Annotated in this window: 18 protein-coding genes; 9 read left to right on the forward strand and 9 right to left on the reverse strand. The window is 70.3% G+C overall.

Annotated features, from left to right (window positions below):
• Positions 1-100: 100 nt before the first annotated feature.
• Entirely contained in the window at positions 101-1,693 is a 1,593-nt protein-coding gene (locus K340_RS34510; protein ID WP_029137705.1) for a hypothetical protein, read from the forward strand.
• Between the two features lie 14 nt (positions 1,694-1,707).
• A complete protein-coding gene (locus tag K340_RS0117845) occupies positions 1,708-2,319 on the forward strand; it encodes a hypothetical protein (RefSeq protein ID WP_154674339.1) in 612 nt (203 codons plus the stop codon).
• Between the two features lie 89 nt (positions 2,320-2,408).
• Here the strand turns inward: K340_RS0117845 and K340_RS0117850 are convergent, their stop codons facing one another.
• Both K340_RS0117850 and K340_RS31205 read right to left on the reverse strand, forming a co-directional pair.
• Positions 2,409-3,359 carry a septum formation family protein gene (locus K340_RS0117850; RefSeq protein ID WP_211229516.1) on the reverse strand — a complete coding sequence of 317 codons (951 nt, stop codon included), beginning with the start codon at positions 3,357-3,359 and terminating at the stop codon, positions 2,409-2,411.
• 5 nt (positions 3,360-3,364) lie between these two features.
• Complete coding sequence (locus K340_RS31205) at positions 3,365-5,662, reverse strand: helicase-associated domain-containing protein (RefSeq protein WP_154674340.1); 2,298 nt, start codon at positions 5,660-5,662, stop codon at positions 3,365-3,367.
• Positions 5,663-5,779: 117 nt separating this feature from the next.
• Here K340_RS31205 and K340_RS0117860 point away from each other — a divergent pair, with 117 nt between their 5' ends.
• The 6 genes from K340_RS0117860 (at position 5,780) to K340_RS0117885 (ending at position 9,555) form a co-directional block, all read left to right on the forward strand.
• Complete coding sequence (locus tag K340_RS0117860; protein ID WP_029137795.1) at positions 5,780-5,962, forward strand: hypothetical protein; 183 nt, start codon at positions 5,780-5,782, stop codon at positions 5,960-5,962.
• A gap of 26 nt (positions 5,963-5,988) precedes the next feature.
• Positions 5,989-6,609: a nucleotidyltransferase family protein gene (locus K340_RS31210; RefSeq protein ID WP_281170743.1), complete on the forward strand. Its 621-nt coding sequence runs from the start codon at positions 5,989-5,991 to the stop codon at positions 6,607-6,609.
• A gap of 73 nt (positions 6,610-6,682) precedes the next feature.
• Positions 6,683-8,122 carry an NAD-dependent malic enzyme gene (locus K340_RS0117870; RefSeq protein WP_029137708.1) on the forward strand — a complete coding sequence of 480 codons (1,440 nt, stop codon included), beginning with the start codon at positions 6,683-6,685 and terminating at the stop codon, positions 8,120-8,122.
• 70 nt (positions 8,123-8,192) lie between these two features.
• On the forward strand, positions 8,193-8,630 hold the full coding sequence (moaC, locus tag K340_RS0117875) for a cyclic pyranopterin monophosphate synthase MoaC (protein WP_051266776.1): 438 nt from the start codon (positions 8,193-8,195) through the stop codon (positions 8,628-8,630).
• Entirely contained in the window at positions 8,627-9,133 is a 507-nt protein-coding gene (locus K340_RS31215; RefSeq protein ID WP_051266740.1) for a MogA/MoaB family molybdenum cofactor biosynthesis protein, read from the forward strand. Before moaC ends, K340_RS31215 begins: the two co-directional genes overlap by 4 nt.
• The gene (locus tag K340_RS0117885) at positions 9,130-9,555 is read left to right on the forward strand and encodes a molybdenum cofactor biosynthesis protein MoaE (protein WP_029137710.1); all 426 of its coding nucleotides are present in this window, start codon (positions 9,130-9,132) and stop codon (positions 9,553-9,555) included. Before K340_RS31215 ends, K340_RS0117885 begins: the two co-directional genes overlap by 4 nt.
• A gap of 97 nt (positions 9,556-9,652) precedes the next feature.
• Here K340_RS0117885 and K340_RS0117890 read toward each other — a convergent pair whose 3' ends face one another.
• The 3 genes from K340_RS0117890 to K340_RS0117900 all read right to left on the reverse strand — a co-directional run bounded on the left by K340_RS0117890 (position 9,653) and on the right by K340_RS0117900 (position 12,899).
• Complete coding sequence (locus K340_RS0117890) at positions 9,653-10,291, reverse strand: hypothetical protein (RefSeq protein WP_154674341.1); 639 nt, start codon at positions 10,289-10,291, stop codon at positions 9,653-9,655.
• A gap of 364 nt (positions 10,292-10,655) precedes the next feature.
• The gene (locus K340_RS0117895; protein ID WP_029137712.1) at positions 10,656-11,114 is read right to left on the reverse strand and encodes a DIP1984 family protein; all 459 of its coding nucleotides are present in this window, start codon (positions 11,112-11,114) and stop codon (positions 10,656-10,658) included.
• 42 nt (positions 11,115-11,156) lie between these two features.
• Positions 11,157-12,899: a pyruvate dehydrogenase gene (locus tag K340_RS0117900; RefSeq protein ID WP_029137713.1), complete on the reverse strand. Its 1,743-nt coding sequence runs from the start codon at positions 12,897-12,899 to the stop codon at positions 11,157-11,159.
• A gap of 188 nt (positions 12,900-13,087) precedes the next feature.
• On the opposite strand from K340_RS0117900, the gene K340_RS0117905 reads away from it, so the two are divergent.
• Positions 13,088-13,639 carry a pyridoxamine 5'-phosphate oxidase family protein gene (locus K340_RS0117905; RefSeq protein WP_029137714.1) on the forward strand — a complete coding sequence of 184 codons (552 nt, stop codon included), beginning with the start codon at positions 13,088-13,090 and terminating at the stop codon, positions 13,637-13,639.
• Between the two features lie 75 nt (positions 13,640-13,714).
• Here K340_RS0117905 and K340_RS36725 read toward each other — a convergent pair whose 3' ends face one another.
• The 4 genes from K340_RS36725 to moaA all read right to left on the reverse strand — a co-directional run bounded on the left by K340_RS36725 (position 13,715) and on the right by moaA (position 17,103).
• Complete coding sequence (locus K340_RS36725) at positions 13,715-14,683, reverse strand: hypothetical protein (RefSeq protein ID WP_211229517.1); 969 nt, start codon at positions 14,681-14,683, stop codon at positions 13,715-13,717.
• Between the two features lie 143 nt (positions 14,684-14,826).
• Positions 14,827-15,528 carry a hypothetical protein gene (locus K340_RS0117920; protein ID WP_029137717.1) on the reverse strand — a complete coding sequence of 234 codons (702 nt, stop codon included), beginning with the start codon at positions 15,526-15,528 and terminating at the stop codon, positions 14,827-14,829.
• A gap of 194 nt (positions 15,529-15,722) precedes the next feature.
• Positions 15,723-16,010, reverse strand: a complete 288-nt coding sequence (locus K340_RS0117925; RefSeq protein ID WP_029137718.1) for a MoaD/ThiS family protein — start codon at positions 16,008-16,010, stop codon at positions 15,723-15,725.
• A 4-nt stretch (positions 16,011-16,014) separates the two neighbouring features.
• Positions 16,015-17,103, reverse strand: coding sequence for a GTP 3',8-cyclase MoaA (gene moaA, locus K340_RS0117930; protein ID WP_029137719.1), 1,089 nt, complete (start codon positions 17,101-17,103; stop codon positions 16,015-16,017).
• Positions 17,104-17,217 lie beyond the last annotated feature (114 nt).

Raw genomic sequence — 17,217 nt, forward strand, 5'->3', positions numbered from 1 at the left:
CAGTCTCCGTCATCGGCAGTGCCGCCGCACACCGACCCGGTGACCTGCACGTTGTGGAAAACCATCGGGCGAGTCCGGGAAACCTGCCATCGTTCGGCGAATGGGCAGCAGGACGAACGGGCCGGCGGTCGTCGGGCTCGATGCCCGACGGTTCGTCCTCGGTGGCGTGCCGTCCGCGATTCGGGCTTCGGCGAGGTGTTGGCAGACGTTCGCGGTCGCGGCGAGGGTTGCGGCGACCGCGGTGGGTGCGATGGCAGTGGTGTCGGACGCCGAGTTCATCGGTGACGAAGGTGCCCTGCATGCGGATCGGTTGCGGACGGTGCTGTCGCCGCAGCTGACGATGGTCGCCGACGCCTGGAGCCAGGTCGGCGTGGCGCTGACGGTCTTCGCCGCCGAGCTCGAGGACTGCCAGGGAGAACTGGGTCGGCTGGCGGCGCTGGCCGCGGCCGATCAGGCGGTGCTGGATCAGGGTCCGTGGATGACGACTCAGCGGACCCGGCCGGCTTCGGACCGGACCCCGGAACCCGCGCTGATGGAGGCGCAGCGCGGGCTGGAAGCGTTGCAGGAGCGGGCAATCGCCGTGCGGTGGCGCCATGACCAGGCGCAGCGGGCTTGCTGCCGCGTGATCGATCGGGCGGCGTCGCTGGCGCCGGCGCCCGGCCCGGGTACGTCCACCGGCGCGGCCCGGCCGGCGGTTGCCGCGGGGGCCGAACCGTCCCGGCTGACGATGCTGGCCGCCGGGCTGAAGATCGCCGCGGGCACCAGCACCGGTTACGCCGATCGGTTGGGCTCAGCGCTACGCGGCGGGCACACCTTCGCGTCGATCCCCAGTGACGGACCGTCCGGCGGTGGATCGGCCGGCGCGGACCCGGTCGATCCGATCGCTGGTTCCCCGGCCGACCTGCATCGCCGGATCGTGGCTGCCTGCAGTTACGAGCAGGGCACCACCGCGTTCGGGAACACCGATCCGGACATCGAGATGTACTGCACCGCCATCGCCGACTCTGCCGTGGCGGATCCGGCGATCATGACTCAGGTCCTGGAGAAGTGGCCGATGGCGGGGTACCCGGCCAGCCCGTTGCCGGGCGGCTGGGCCGCCATCGGTGAGGGCTTCGCGATGGCCGGCAGTCTGTTCGCCGATCTGGCCGGGGTGGGCGACTGTTTCGGCGGCCCGGTGGACGACTGCATCGCCGGTGTGGCCATGATGCTGGTCCCCGGCGGCCGGGTGGCGAAGGTCAGCAAGGAGGCGATCGAGGCATCGAAGGCGGCCTCTCGGGCAGCTCGCGAGGCTCGGCTGAAGGCCGCCGCCGATGCTAGGGCGGCGGCCAAGGCCGCGAAAGGGACCAGTCACCGGTTGGCCGTCGGTTACCAGCGAGAGGTGCGGGTGGCGGAGCTGACGCACGGTCGGGTGATGAGCACCGAGCCGGGTAGGCCGGGCACGCTGATCAAGGGGAAGAGCGGCCGAGAGACGGACGTCGACGTCATTGGCGGTGACGGTTCCTACATCGCGGTGGGCGGCCCTGCGAAGGCGAGATCTCTCAAGGACACAATCGAAAACCTGGAGGTTCTCAAGGAGGTCGCGGATGAAGCCGGGGTGCCCGCCCGCGCCTACTTCGAAAAGGGCTCGCCACAGATCCTGTTGGATGAGGCGGCAAAGGTGCTCGGCGCCGACCATGTCCACGTGTTCAGCTAGATCGGGAGACGCCCATGTCGTACAGATTCGTCTACTGGTATCAATCCCAGTGGTCAGCGGCCGCAGCGGTCGATCTGGTCGAAGCGCTTGAGGCTGCCGGGTGGACGCTGGTCAGCCCTAGTACTGGAGTCATCAGCAAATTGACTCTGAGCGGTCAGGTCCGGATGGATCGCAGCGGCTTGCTGGCGGCGATGGCGCTCGAGGGCGAGATTGACGACCTGCACACGGACTGGTGGCTGGACGGTGGGTCGGGGAATGTCCACTACGGAATCAGACGGCGGTCGGCGGGTGGCGTCTTACACGAGTTCCTTCTCGATGGTGTGCGAGACCTGGATCGGGTCGTCCACGACCTGCTCGACCGGATTCATGATCACGCCGCGGAGACGATCGGGTTCGTCGTCGACCGGGACGGTGCGTCACAGGACCTCGACTGGGACGCGGTGATGGCAGGCGCTGATGTGCCGATCGACGATGTGCCCGACATACTCGGCCTGACCGTTGAGCTGGCCGAGTTGCATCCCGATCTGCCCTACCGGCACCGCACTTTCGCGTTCCAGAACCTGGTGATCGCCGACTGGGTGGACCTGTACCGCCAGCCCCCTCCGGCAGGAACGTTGTGGAATTAGCACCCCGGAGGTAGCGCAAAGTTGACCGGTTGGCGGGCGTGTCGCTGCGTGTCAGGTGAAACTTGCGCTACCTCGGGGTGGGTTGCTGATCAGGCCCAGGGGATCGGGTCGGTTCCGATCGCGATCAGGCTGCCCTGCACCATCCGCCCGTCGTTGGCCAGTACGCCGCACTGCACGGTGGAACCGCTGGGGATCGTCGCACCCGTGATGGCCTGGCCGGTCAGGTTTGCCTGGATGCTGACGACAAATTGGTTGTCGCGGACCAGATCAGGGTTCTTCGTCACCCGCTCGACCAGCTTCGCGCAGCTCGCGGTCAAGGTTGTCCGCGCGACCTCCTGGGACACGCTGGTGTAGCCGAAGACCTCTCCGTGGTGCGGCCTCGCGCAACTGAACGAGCTCGCCCGGTTCCAATCGGCCTCGGTCGGGCAGTAGCCAAGGTAGTCACGACCGACCCCGGTGGACAAGGCGTCCCGCAGTGTTCCCTGATAGTGAACGAGCGACTCTCCGCCGATGAGTGGTTGGTCCACCAAATACGTGACGCAGGCCAACCATTTCGCTCCGGCGGCCTGTTGCCGAGCGGTCGGCATCAACGGCACGGATCCTGGGGACGCAACCCATCCCCAGTATCCGAACAGGGCCGGGCCCGCTTTGCCGGCCGGGTCAAGCGTCCCGAGGAAACTTCCGGTCGCCAGGTAGCACGCCGTGGAGTTCCTGTCCTCGACGTCACTGCCGCCATCCGGGGTGCCGGTCACCTTTGTCGGCAGTGGCTGGGCGATCACGGATACCACTTCGCCGACATGCGCCTGGTCGCACTCGCCCAGGCCCAATTCCGGATATCGGTCGTCGGTCGAGTCGGCGCCGAACCGGTCAAAGGTGGTGTCGAACGGCAGCCCGACGCAGGCACCGATCGCCGGTGGTCCGGGCACCGGAACCGGCTGGGCCACGCCAGGTATGCCCCGGCCGCCCACGGCCGGGACGACCACCGCGGCGAGCAGCCCCACCACCACGACCAACAGTCCGGCGGCTCGCCTGTCCATCACTGGGCTCAGTCTTCGTCGGCGACCGTCGTCAGCGGATCGCCGGCAGCGAGCCCGGTATGCTCGCTCGGCGGAATCTGGGGATCGATCCGGGCATCGGTGATCCGGTGCAGGGCAAAGCTTCTCATCGAGCCGCGGAGGCGGTCGAAGGCGACCACCTGGCCTCCGGCGACCACGACCGGCTCGATCACCCGGCGCGACGTCGAACCCTCGGAATCGACGTAGCCGATCCACACCGACCGGTGGTCGGCGGCCGCGGTCCGCAGCGTGGACATCGCCTCGGTGGCGCTCTGCCGGCTGCCGCCGGCCCGCACAGCGGCGCCGTCCGCCTCGCGCATCCGCTCGGCCAGCGACCGCAACTGCTGCTCCGACGGCACGGGTGGCTCGCGCCACCGCTGGTGCGTCACCAGCGGCCGCCCGGTGCGTCTGCGGCGCGGCGTCAGGGCCACCACGGAGCCACCGGCATCCTCGGCCGTCAGCGCGATCCCGTTGTCGCCCAACGCCTCCACCAGATCGGTCGGTGACACCACCGAGATGGCGACGGTCGGCGCGATCAGCCGAAGGGTGAACCCGGCGGCCTGCGCCGCGCTCACCGCGTCGGCCAGTGCCGCCGGATCGTCGCTGCGCAGATAGGTACCGGCCTCGCCGATCCGCAGCACCCCGTGCCGGCGGGCCGTGTCGTCGATCAGGTAGCTCAACGCCTGCGGGACTTCGGTGGCCGAATGCCGGGCGAACAACTCGTGCAGGTCGGCGGCGGCGTGGCCGGTGTCCAGTGCCGCTCGCACGCTCTGCGGGGTCACCCGGTACACCGTTGCGGTGCCGCTGGACTCGACCACCGCGACCTGTTCGAGCCGGGCGGCCAGCGCCGGGTCGAGCCGGCCGGGCGCGACCACCGTCAGATCGGCCTGCACGAGCACCTGATCCACCGGTTCCGGCAGCGCATCGGCCATCGCCGCCTGCGCTGCGTCGGAGTCGCCGGCCAGCAGGGCGCGGGCCGCGGTGGTGATGCCGTCGAAGGCAACCAGACCCAGCCAGGTACCTTCCGTCATCGTCGATTCCTGCAGTGCCGCACGGCGTTCCGCCGCTCGCATCGGACCCCGCCAGGCCAGGTAGGCGGCCAGCTGGTCGCCGCCGACGCCGGTGCCGGCCGGCAGGTCGGCGAGCGCGGCGAGCACGAACCGGCGATCGCCCGGCCCGCGCAGCCAGGACAGCTCCGGCGAGAGCACGTTCAGGGTCCTGGCCGCCTCGTCGCGCTGGCCCACCCTGGACGGATCCCGGCGCAGATCCAGCCACAGCTCGGCGAGCTGCAACCAGGCGACCTCGTCAGCGGCGGCGGCGAACTCGTCGGCCGCCACTGTCGGCTGCCAGCCGGTGCCCCGACCCGTCCGGGTCTCGTCGCTGGTGATGATGCCGGCGGCGGCCAGCAGTTCAAGACCGAGCGCGATCCGGTGCTCCTCGATGCCGAACAGTTTGGCCAGTCGCCGCACCTCCCGAATGCCGATGCCGCCGGCCTTGAGCGCTGGCGCCGGCGAACCGCCCAGCTCGGTCACCAACCGGTTCATCAGCTGGACCGCGGCCAGCCCCTGGCCGGCGGCGGTCCCGTCGATCCGGCGCGGGTCCGCGGGCTTCGTCGGCAACGGCGGGGGTGACGGAATGACGCCCATCGGCCGGTCACCACGCAGCGCCAGGCCGACCTCCATCGGCAGCTCGACGGTGGAGGCATCCACCCGGATCAGCAGTCCGGCCGTCACCAGCTTCGATACCGGCACCGCCGCCGGTGCTGTCGGCGGGCAATAGCCGCGCGGCGAGGACCGGTCGAGGATCTCCAGCACCCCGCGCTGCTGCTGGTCGATGGCGGCCAGCGCGGCGGCAACCGCCTCGGGATCCAATCCGGTGGCCGGCCCCAGTCCTGCCGGGTACGGCCCGAGGGCGTCCTGCAGCTGCATCGGCGCGGTCAGCGCGCCGTCGTCGTCCGATCGGACCAGGCCGAGCAACTCGAGCGCGTCGAGCGCCGCGTCGGTCGCCGCCGGATCGGCGTCGGGACCCATCAGCTCGCCGACCTTCGTCCGGTGCACCGGCGCGAACGGGGCGCGCGCCACCAGCAGCGCCGCGAGCACCGTCACCGAGAACGCCGTCAGCCCCTCCAACGCCCGGAACACCGAGGTCGGATTGTCCAGCCGCCGGGCCAGCACCGACAGGTCGGACGGCGCCGGCACCGCCAGGTCCGGCCGGGCGCGCAGCAGCGCCGTCAGCTGCTCGTCGTCGCGCGAGCGCAGCCAGGCGAGAATCGAGGGTGCGGGAGGCATCGCCTCCACGCTAGCGACCCGCGGGAGCTGCTGTCGCCCCGCGGCGGCCGGGTCACGATAGGCTCGGCGAAGTTCCGTCCGGTCGAGGGCGCGACCACGGTAGATGCGGGAGGCAGAGTGTCCGGCAAGCGCGGCAAAGGCGTCGACCCGACGTGGCCGGTGGTCGACGAGGGCGAGCACGTGATGACCGAGTTCACCACCGACCGGCAGGGATCGCTGTCGCCGTTCGGCGACATCGAGTTCCCCAGGGACCCCCAAGAGCTCCCGTATCGGCACCCGAACACGGTGATCAACCGCTGACGGCGAGCTGCCGGACCGCCGGCATCCTGCTTGCGGCCGGCTCCGGTCGTCGGTTCGGAATGCCCAAGGCACTGGCCGACACCGGTCGCGGACCCTGGGTACTGCGGGCCCTTGACACCCTCGCACCCTGCGACCTGCGGATCGTGGTGATCGGCGCGCAGGCGGACCGGGTGGCGTCGTTGTTGCCCGCCGAGGTCGCCGTGGTCGTCAACCCGGACCATCCGACCGGCATGGCCTCCAGTCTGCGGATCGGATTGCAGAGCGTCCCGGCGGAGGTCGACGCGGTTGTCGTCACCCTGGTGGATCTGCCGGACCTGACCGCCGCGGTCACCGGGCGGGTGCTGGCCGCCGCCGGGCGGCAGCCGCGGACGGCGCTGGCCAGGGCGGTCTTCGGTGGTCGGCCGGGTCACCCGGTACTGATCGGCGCCGATCACCTGGCCGGGGTGCTCCAGGCGTTGGCCAGGGGCGGGCCGGACAGCGGCGCCGGGCGCTACCTCGGGGTGAACGCTGCCACCGAGATCGAGTGCGGGGACCTGGCCGGCGGGACCGACCAGGACACCAGCGACGACGCCGCCGACGGCCGGATTCCGGGGCCGGTCGACCGACCCGGCCCGGCGTCGGCAGATCCGTCGGCCGGCACGGTTTAGGCTCGAGCGGCGATCTGTGCGGCGGCAACAGCCGCGGCGGGTCGGCACCACACCAGGAAGGAAGTGACCGGCGATGGCCGTTCCCGGCCCCGGATATTCGATCACCATGCGGATCTCCGCACCTCCGTCGGCGACCACCGCCGGCGATCTCACCGGCGCAGTCGGCCGGGCCGGCGGGGTGATCACCGGTTTCGACGTGGTCGAGTCCGCCGCCGGGCAGATGGTGGTGGACCTTTCCTGCAATGCGCAGTCGGAGGAGCACGCCGAAAAGATCACCGATGCCGTCGACGCCTTGCCCGGGGTCGACGTCCGCAAGGTCTCCGACCGCACCTTCCTGGTGCACCTCGGCGGCAAGATCGAGGTCACCAGCAAGGTCCCGCTACGCACCCGGGACGACCTGTCCCGCGCCTACACCCCGGGCGTCGCCCGGGTCTGCCAGGCGATCGCCAAGAACCCCGATGACGCCCGCCGGCTGACGATCAAGCGGAACACCATCGCAGTCGTCACCGACGGCACCGCTGTACTCGGCCTCGGCAACATCGGGCCGGCCGCCGCGCTGCCGGTGATGGAGGGAAAGGCCGCGCTGTTCAAGAAGTTCGCCAACGTCGACGCCTGGCCGGTGTGCCTGGACACCACCGACACCGAGGAGATCATCCGGACCGTCGAGGTGCTGGCGCCCGTGTACGGCGGGATCAACCTGGAGGACATCTCGGCACCGCGGTGCTTCGAGATCGAGGCCAGGCTGCGGGAAAAGCTTGACATCCCGGTGTTCCACGACGACCAGCACGGCACCGCGATCGTGGCCACCGCGGCGCTGCGCAACGCGCTGCGGGTGGTCGGCAAGCAGATGTCCGAGGTCACCATCGTGGTGTCCGGGGTCGGCGCGGCCGGCAGCGCGATCATCCGGCTGCTCGGGCACAGCAACCCGAAGAACATCATCGCAGTCGACATCGACGGCATCGTGCACCCGAGTCGGCCGGGCATGGACCCGAACCTGGTCGACATCGCCGGTCTCACCAACGCTACGGGGATGACGGGAAAGCTGGCCGACGCGGTGGTCGGCGCCGACGTCTTCATCGGCGTCAGCGCGCCGAACATCCTCAAGGCCGAGAACGTGGCCACCATGAATTCGGACGCGATCGTCTTCGCGCTGGCCAATCCGGACCCGGAGATCGACCCGATCGAGGCCCAGCGGTACGCCGCGGTGGTCGCCACCGGCCGGTCCGACTTCCCGAACCAGATCAACAACGTGCTGGCCTTCCCCGCGGTGTTCCGCGGCCTGCTCGACGGGCAGGCGACCGAGATCACCGACCAGATGCTGCTGGCGGCCGCCGAGGCGCTGGCCGATGTGGTGGCGCCGGATCAGCTGAATTCCTCGTACATCGTGCCCAGCGTGTTCGACGAGAAGGTGGTGCCGGCAGTGGCCAGGGCCATTGTCTCGGCGGCCGGCGGTGGTCCGAGAACCGGTGGTGGGGCGAAGGAATCGGCTCTGTATTCGGTCGTAGAGAGCTGACGTGTCGACCCCCGGTGCGTCCGGTCCGGGGACCGGGCTGACGCATGTCGACGCCTCCGGCGCGGCCCGGATGGTCGACGTGTCCGGCAAGGAGGTGACGGCGCGGGTGGCGGTGGCGACCGGGGTGGTGCGCACCACGGCGGCGGTGATCGCGCTGATCGCCGACGGATCGTTGCCGAAGGGCGATGCGCTGGCCACCGCGCGGATCGCCGGGATCATGGCGGCCAAACGCACCTCGGAGTTGATCCCGTTGTGCCACCCGCTGTCGTTGTCGGCGGTGTCGGTGGAACTGGTGCCGGTCGGTGACGCGATCGCGATCACCGCGACGGTCCGGACCACGGATCGGACCGGGGTGGAGATGGAGGCGCTGACCGCGGTGGCCGTAGCGGGGTTGACCCTGCACGACATGATCAAGGCCGTCGATCCGGCGGCGGTGCTGGACGCGGTGCGGGTGGAGTCCAAGGACGGTGGCAAGACCGGCCACTGGGCCCGTCCGGCGGACCGATGAGGCGGGCCGCGGTGCTCGTCGCATCCACCCGCGCGGCGGCCGGGGTGTATCCCGACCGGACCGGGCCGCTCATCGTGGAATGGTTGCGGGCCAAGGGCTTCACCGTCGGTGAGCCGACGGTGGTGCCCGACGGCGATCCGGTCGGTGCGGCGTTGCGGACTGCCGTCACCGACGCGGTGGTGGTGATCACCTCGGGCGGCACCGGGATCTCGCCGACGGACGGTACCCCGCGACAGACCAGCGCCGTGCTCGACTACGAGATCCCCGGCCTGGCCGACGCTTTGCGCCGGCGCGGCGTCGACAACGGGGTGCCGACCGCGGTGCTGTCCCGCGGCCTGGTCGGGGTGGCCGGGCGATGCCTGGTGGTCAACCTGCCGGGGTCGACCGGCGGGGTCAGGGATGGGCTTGCGGTGCTGGACCAGGTGCTCGATCACGCTCTCGATCAGCTGGCCGGTGGAGATCACCGACCCGCCGATCAGTCGCCGGCCGGGGACGCGGGATGACGGGCCGGGTGACGCTGGCCGGCGTCAGCGAAACGGCGGTGGACGTGGACGCGCTGGCGACGGCGGTCGGCGACGCCGCTGGCGGCGCCGTGGTCACTTTCTCCGGCGTGGTCCGCGATCACGACCACGGACAGTCGGTCAGTGATCTGGAGTACCACCAGCATCCGTCCGCGGACCGGGTGGTCGCCGAGGTCGCGGCCGAGATCGCCGAGAAGTTCGACGTCATCGCGGTGGCGGTGCAGCACCGGGTCGGGTTGCTCACCGTCGGCGACATCGCTTTGGGGGCCGCGGTTTCGGCCGCCCACCGACGGGAGGCGTTCGAGGCCTGCGCCGAGCTGGTGGAGCAGGTCAAGCATCGCCTGCCGGTGTGGAAACGGCAGATCTTCGCCGACGGCACCGACGAATGGGTCGGATCCGCTTAGGCGGGACAGGCACGCTACGCCGGGACAGGCACGCTACGCCGGGACAGGCACGCTACGCCGGGACAGGCACGCTACGCCGGGACGGGCACCGCGGGGGTCAGTTGAACAGGTCGTTCGGGTCGTCGGCCCGGCGCAGCGCCGGGTCACTCATCGCGGCAATGATCAGCGAGCCGGTGAGGATGATGCCCGGGATCAGACACAGCCAGATCCCCCAGGCATTGCCGTTGTCCGGCAGCGCGGCGATCGGGATCCAGACCGCCGCGGTGCTCAGCAGCATCGGCACCAGCGCACCCATCGCCTTGTCGGCCGGCGGCAGCATCCGCACCAGATGGAACCCCGCGGCGACGAAGCCGAGCACGCCGGCCGGCCACAGCCCGGTGCTCCAGGCGGACGACCAGCCGCCGAAGTCGTGCGTCACCCAGGCCAGGAACGTCGAGACCAACGTCAGGATGCCGGTGACGGCGATGATCACCTCGTTGAGCCCGGCCTTGCGCTGGGCCGGCGGGTTCGGCGGCAGGGTGACGGGCGGATGCGCGATCGGCGTCACCCTGCGCTTCTCCGGGTCGTCCGGCCCGCCCGGCGGCGGGGTGGCCGGCGTCGCAGGGATGCGCTGGGTGCGGTCTCCGTCATCCCCGTCCTGCTCGCTGCCCGCAACCGGTACCGCCGGTGCGGTGGTGCCCGGCTCGGTCGGTGCCACCGGCGGAGTCATCGGACCGTCTGGGGGCCGCTCGCTCATCAACTCGCTCCTTCGCTGCCGGCCCGGCGGACCGGGGAGGTTCGGACGTCAGTCTGCCGCATCGATCCTGCACCCACCGGCACCGGCGCGCAGGATCCGGACCGGACCGACGAGATCCCCGTGCCCGCCCTCGTCCCAGGACGGGCCAGCGCGCGGTGGTGAACGGTGCAGGATGAATGTGCCGTGGCACGGTGCGCATGTGCGCGGTGACGGGCCTGCGTTGTGTACCGGCTTCCCGGTCCGGACCGGCCCCTCGGTCCTGCTGAGTCACCCCTCACGAGGCCCGGGGTGACTGGGTGGGCCTTGCGCTCGCTCCCGTCGGTGGAACTACCGACCCGTCGGTCCGACCCGAATGGCCGACCTGCTACTGCTGCAGTTCGCTGGTCCAGTTCACCTCCTGGATCCTGGTGTCGAGTTCGCGAAGCTCCCGCGCGACATCGTCGGCGGCGCTGCGCAGACCGCCGACGTCGACCGCCGGGATGAACTTGATCTCGCTGCGGGTGAACCTGTCCTGCCGCTGCGATGCGGCATCGGCCACCGCGGTCCGGACCCGGTGCAGCGTGCGCAGCCGGTCCCGGCGGGCCAGCGCTGCGGTCATCGTCAGACCCGGTTGTACCTGCACACCGATGTTCGTGACATTGATCCTGGTGATCAGCTCGGCCAGTTCGTCGGCCAACCGCAGGTGCTGGTCCAGCAACGCCGCCGGGTCCTCGACGGGCGCGTCGCCCTCCTGCAGCCGGGCGTTGCTCACCGCCCGCGCGGCCAGTTGGCTCATCCTGGCGTTGAGATCGGCGCGATGGGCGAGGGCCTCGGCGAGCAGCATCCCGTCACCCTAGTTCCGGGCACCGACTCGCGCAGTCGTGATTCACCGGCGGGGGATGTTCCGCAGGTTGGATCTGGCCATCGCGACCGCCTCACCGGCGCCGCCGTTCAGCACGATCTTGCTCATCGCGGTGGCGAAGCCGAACACCTGCCCCGAGGTGATCTTCGGCGGGATGGACAGCGCGCGCGGGTCGGTGACGATGTCCACCAGCGACGGGCCGGGGTGCGCCAACGCAGCCGCGTACGCGTCACGCAAGTGCCGCGGATCCTCCACCCGCACGGCATGCCAGCCCATCGCGGCGGCGATCGCCGCGTAGTCGGTGGACGGCACGTCGACGCCGAAATCCGGCAGCTTGTCGACCAGCATCTCCAGCTTGACCATGCCCAGCGTCGAGTTGTTGAACAGGGCGACGGTCAGCGGCAGCCGGTAGCTGACGGCGGTGATCATGTCGCCCAGCAACATGGACAGCCCGCCGTCGCCGGACATCGACACCACCTGCCGTCCCGGGTAGGCGAACTGGGCGCCGATCGCCTGCGGCAGCGCGTTGGCCATCGAGCCGTGCAGGAAGGAGCCGATCAACCGGCGGTCGCCGGTCGGGTTGATGTACCGCGCCGACCAGACGTTGCACATCCCGGTGTCGGCGGTGACGATTGCGTCGTCGGCCAGCAGCTCGTCCAGCACCGAGGCGGCGTACTCGGGATGGATCGGGGTGATCGTCTCGACCTTGCGGGTGTAGGCGCCGACGGCCTTCGTCATCAGTTTGTCGTGCTTCTTGAGCGTCTTCTCCAGGAACTTCCGGTCGGTCTTCGGCCGGACCCGGCCGGCCAGCGCCCGCAGGGTGGCGCCGACGTCGCCGTGCACCGGCACATCGACGTGGGTGCGCCGGCCGAGCACCTCGGGCCTGCGGTCCACCTGGGCGGTCTTCACCTCCGGCAGGAATTGGTCGTACGGGAAGTCGGTGCCCAGGAGCAGAAGCAGCTCGGCACCCTCGATGCCGTCGGCGGCCGCGCCGTAGCCGAGCAGGCCCGTCATGCCGACGTCGTGGGGGTTGTCGAACTGGATGAAGTCCTTGCCGCGCAACGAGTGTCCGACCGGCGCACCGATCAGCTCGGCCAGCGCCAGCACCTCGTCGTGGGCGCCGGCCACCCCGGCGCCGGCGAAGATCGCGACGGTCTTCGCCGTGTTGATCGCGTCGGCCAGTTCTTGCACCGATTCCTCGCACGGAGTCAGCACGCCGCGGCGGAACGGCACATGCATCGGCGTCGGTTTCGTCGCCTCCTCGTCGGCGATGTCGCCCGGCAGGGTGATCACCGCGACGCCGCCGATGCCGATCGCGTGCTGGATCGCCGCCTGCACCACCCGCGGGGACTGGGCGGGCGTGCTGATCAGCTCCGAGTAGACCGAGCACTCGGTGAAGATCCGGTCCGGGTGGGTCTCCTGGAAGTAGCCCTGGCCGATCTGCGCGCTCGGGATGTGGCTGGCGATGGCCAGCACCGGCGCACCCGACCTGTTCGCGTCGTACAGGCCGTTGATCAGGTGCAGGTTGCCGGGGCCGCAGGATCCGGCGCAGACCGCGAGTTCGCCGGTGAGCTGGGCATCGGCGCCTGCCGCGAAGGCGGCCACTTCTTCATGCCGGACGTGGATCCAGTCGATGCCGCCGTTGGAGGCGCCGCCGGTCCGGCGGACGGCGTCGACGATCGGGTTCAGGCTGTCGCCGACGATGCCGTAGATCCGCCGGACGCCTGCCTGCTGGAGTTGCTGGACGATCTGGTCTGCGAGCTTCATGACGATGATCGTTCCCCGGCCACCGGCGATCCGCCAGCGCGGCCGGTGGTGTTGCACCGGAAGATTCAGCTGTGCTGCGGCCAGTGCCGCGATTCCGCCCGATTTCGGCCGGAATGGGCGACTGGCCGTAGCAGACCTGACCTTCTGCCGCAGCGCGAGTGTCGGTCCGCTGTCGTACGGTCCGCGGCATGACCGAAAGCACAGAGCAGTTCAGCGATTCCCCGGTCGCGCAGCGGCCGACCCTTCCGGAGGGCTACGGCCTGCCCGACACCGCTGACGGCCTGCTGACCTGGGATCAGGTCCAGGCCAGGCTGGTTCCCGCCCTGCACTACTGGCTGGCCACGGTCCGGCCGGACGGCCGGCCGCACCTGATCCCGCGCTGGGGTGTCTGGGTCGCCGGGAAGTTCTTCTACGACGGTGCCCCGACCACCGTGCACGCCCGGAACCTGCAGGCCAACCCGCACGTGTCGCTGAGCCTGGAGGACGGCAAGGAATCGGTGATCATCGAGGGCATCTCGGAGCCGACAAGGGCCGAGCCGGACGGTCTCGGCGCGGAACTGGCCGCAGCCTTCGGCAAGTACCACGACCTCGGCTACCAGCCCGGTCCGGACTCGTGGTCCGGCGAAGACGGCGGTGGCCTGCGGGTGATCACCCCGCAGCGGGCGCTGGCCTGGTTCTCGTTCCCCACCGACTGCACGCGGTTCACCTGGGGCCGACGCGGCGGGTTCGGACCCGGATGACGCCGAACGGCGGCCGCACCGAGGTGCGACCGCCGTCCGGGTCCGGTCAGCAGCGATCGGGGCGCCGCTGACGGCTCAGCGCCAGGGCTGCTGCTGCGGCGGGTATGGCGGCTGGAAGCCACCCGCGGCCTGCGGTGCCGCCTTGCTCCGGCGGGCGTACTCGAACAGGAAGTAGGCCAATGCGATGGACAGCACCAGGGTGACCCACAGCCCCCACGAGGCGCCGACGTCCAATTTGCCGCCGGCCGATTCGATCGATGCCTTCGCCTCGTCGATGGACCCGCACTCGCCACCGAAGCAGAACCGGTCGACGGTGAGGGCATGGATCACGACGCCGATGGTCGCCACCACGACGACGAGGGCCGCGTAGAACAACCACATCGGCTGCAGCTGGGACGACTTCACCAGGTTGAACACGAGCAGCGCCAACAGGACGCCGACCACCAGCGCGAGGATGCTCGGCAGCCACCACCACTTCGTCCAGCTGTTGAGCGAGTCGGACTGTGAGATGCCCTGGAACTCGGCGGTGCCGCCCCAATACGGGAGGAACCCGGAGATGAAGGCGAGCAGCGCCGCGCCCATCGCGGCCCAGGCCGACCAGTGCACCGCGGCCGGATTGAAGCCACCGGCAGTCTGCTGCCCGTAGCCCGGGCCGGCGTAGCCGCCCTGGGGGTACTGGCCGTACTGCGGCTGGCCGTACGGTTGCTGGCCTGGTTGTTGCTGGCCGGCTTGTTGGCCGTAGCCCTGTTGCTGCGGCTGGCCGTACTGCTGTTGGCCTGGTTGTTGCTGGCCGTAGCTCTGTTGGCCGTAGCCCTGTTGCTGCGGCTGCTGGCCGTAGCCCTGCTGCCCGGGCTGGCCTTGTTGGCCGTAGCCCTGCTGTTGCGGTTGCTGGTAGCCGGGCTGTGGTCCGGAATGCTGGCCGTACCCCTGATCGCCGCCCTGCTGCCCGTAGCCCGGTTGACCCTGCGGCGGTTGTCCCTGCTGCGGGTTCTGCTGCGGCTGGCCACCCTGCTGGGGATAACCACCCGGTGGGGGCTGAGTCACTGTTCCTCCTGGATCGTCACGTCACGCGCGGCCGTTGGACGCGCATCGAGCACCGTAACGCGGTCCGGCCGGGCATGTGCGATGAACGCACATGCCCGGCCGGGCTCAACGCAAAATCGGGTCTGACGGTCCAGCGAGTCGGTTCAGAAGCCGGCCGGCCCGGGAACCTTGAACGGCAGCTTGCCGCCTTCCTTCTGCGCGCCGAGTGCCAGGAAATAGGTGAACACGATGGACAGGATCAGGTAGGCCCAGATGCCGAAGCCGGGGCCGCCGGACACGGTGAAGGCGCCGACGGTCTCGGACGTCGAGTTGGCAAAGTTCTCGATCAGCGCGATCAGGCTGAGCACCACGATGAGGACACCGAGGCCGACCAGTGCGATGCCGGGGACCTCCTTCTTCAGGTTCCCGGTGAAGATCTGGACCGCCTTGATCACCAGCACGGCGAGCAGCAGCAGTTGGATGATGATCCACCAGCGGTTCCAGCCGCCGAGGCTGCCGCCGCCGCCCAGGGTGCTGCTGACGCTGTACCAGCCGAAGAAGCTGAAGATCAGCATCAGCACGCCGACACCCAACACGGTCCAGTCACTCTTGGACACCGAGGCCGGGTCGAACGCCGCCGCCGGCCGGGCCGGTGCGCCGGGTGCCTGGAACTGTTGGTTCTGCGGTGGCGGCGGGAACTGCTGGCCCTGCGGCGCCTGGAACTGCTGGTTCGGCGGCGGTGGGGGCGGCTGCTGGCCGGGCTGCGGGTAACCCGCACCGGCCGGCTGCTCGGGCGTCGGAGGCGGCTGAGCGGGGTTCGGATAACCGCCCTGGTCGCCTGGGGGAGGAGTCGGGGGCTGGGTCATAGCTGCTCCGCATCTACAGGGCACGCCGGCTGGTCACCGATGGTGACGGACGCCCGGTCGTGCGAGGGATCGTGAAGATCGTCGTCGCGATTATCCGTCAGCCGCACCCAAAGAGCATCAGCCTGCGCGGCGTTTCGGTGGCGAATCCCCACGGTTCCAAGAGGCTGGATGCCGCGCGGCGGATACCGGGGCCGTCAGCCGCCGGCGAATGGCGGGAGCACGTCGACCACGGCGCCGGGCCGCAGCTGCGCTCCGCCGTCGTGCGCCGCCACCTCGTCGATCAGGTACGAACAGCGCTGCAGCACTGCGCTCAGCACCTCGCCGTGGGCGCCGCGCAGCCGGTCCAGCAAGGCGCCGAGTTCGGCCGGATCGGGCAGCAGGAGCTGCTCCTCGGTGCGCCCCGCGGCGGCCTTCGCCGCCGCGAAATACCGCACGGTGACGGTGTCGGCGGTCGCTCGGGTGCCCGGCGTCGTGCTGGTCATCGGATCAACCACCGATCGCGCTCATCGGCCGGTCCGGCTGCAGGAACGACGGATCGTTGATGCCGTGACCAGGCAGCTTGCCCCACATGGCGGTGCGCCAGACGTTCGCGATCTCGTCATCGGTACTGCCGCCGCGCAGCAGAACGCGCAGGTCGGTCTCGGTCCGGGAGAACAGGCAGGTGCGCAGCTGCCCGTCGGCCGTCAGCCTGGTCCGGTCGCAGTCGCCGCAGAACGGCCGGCTCACCGACGCGATGATCCCGACCGTGCCGAGCAGGTCGCCGCCGCCGCTGCGGACGTCGAAGAGCTCGGCCGGCGCGCCCGCCCGCGGCTCGCGGTGCGGCGACAACCGGAACCGGCCGGCCAGCGCCGCCTGGATCTCCTCCGCCGTCACCATGGTTCCGCGGTCCCAGCCGTGTCCGGCGTCCAACGGCATCTGCTCGATGAACCGGACCTGGTAGCCGTGCTGCAGGGCGAACGCGACCAACTCGGGCGCCTCGTCGTCGTTGACGTCGCGCATCAACACGGTGTTGATCTTGACCGGCGTCAGCCCGGCCGCCGTCGCCGCCGTCAGCGCGCCGAACACGTCGTCGATCCGGTCCCGGCGGGTCAGCTCGGCATACCGATCCCGGCGCAGCGTGTCCAGCGAGATGTTCACCCGGTCGAGTCCGGCAGCGGCCAGCGCCTTGGCCTTGCGGGCAAGGCCGAGCCCGTTGGTGGTCAGTGACATCCGGGGTCGGTGCGGTAGGCCGGCGACGGCGCCGATGATGTCGACAATGCCCTTGCGCAGCAACGGTTCTCCGCCGGTGAACCGGACCTCGTCGACGCCGAGCGAGTCGGTGGCGATGCGGATCAGTCGGATCAGTTCGTCGTCGGTGAGGACGTCGGGGGTCGGCAGCCAGTCCAGGCCGTCGGCCGGCATGCAGTAGGTGCAGCGCAGGTTGCACCGGTCGGTCAGCGATACCCGCAGGTCGGTCGCCCGCCGGCCGTAGGAGTCGATCAGGAACGGCGAGTCCGGCCGGTCGGCCGGTGCCGGGCCGGCGGCCGCGTCGGGCCGGCGGTCGACCGACGGCAGTCCGAGCGACACGGGAGGCATGTCGCCCAGCGTAGCCGTGCCCCCGTGCACCGCTTATCAACATCGCAGGCGCTTGCGAAACCGTTCACTTTTGTCACTCCAGTACCAGGATCGACACGTTCAGAAGCGCCTGCG

This window comes from Nakamurella lactea DSM 19367 (assembly GCF_000426645.1).
Taxonomy (GTDB): Bacteria; Actinomycetota; Actinomycetes; order Mycobacteriales; family Nakamurellaceae; genus Nakamurella; species Nakamurella lactea.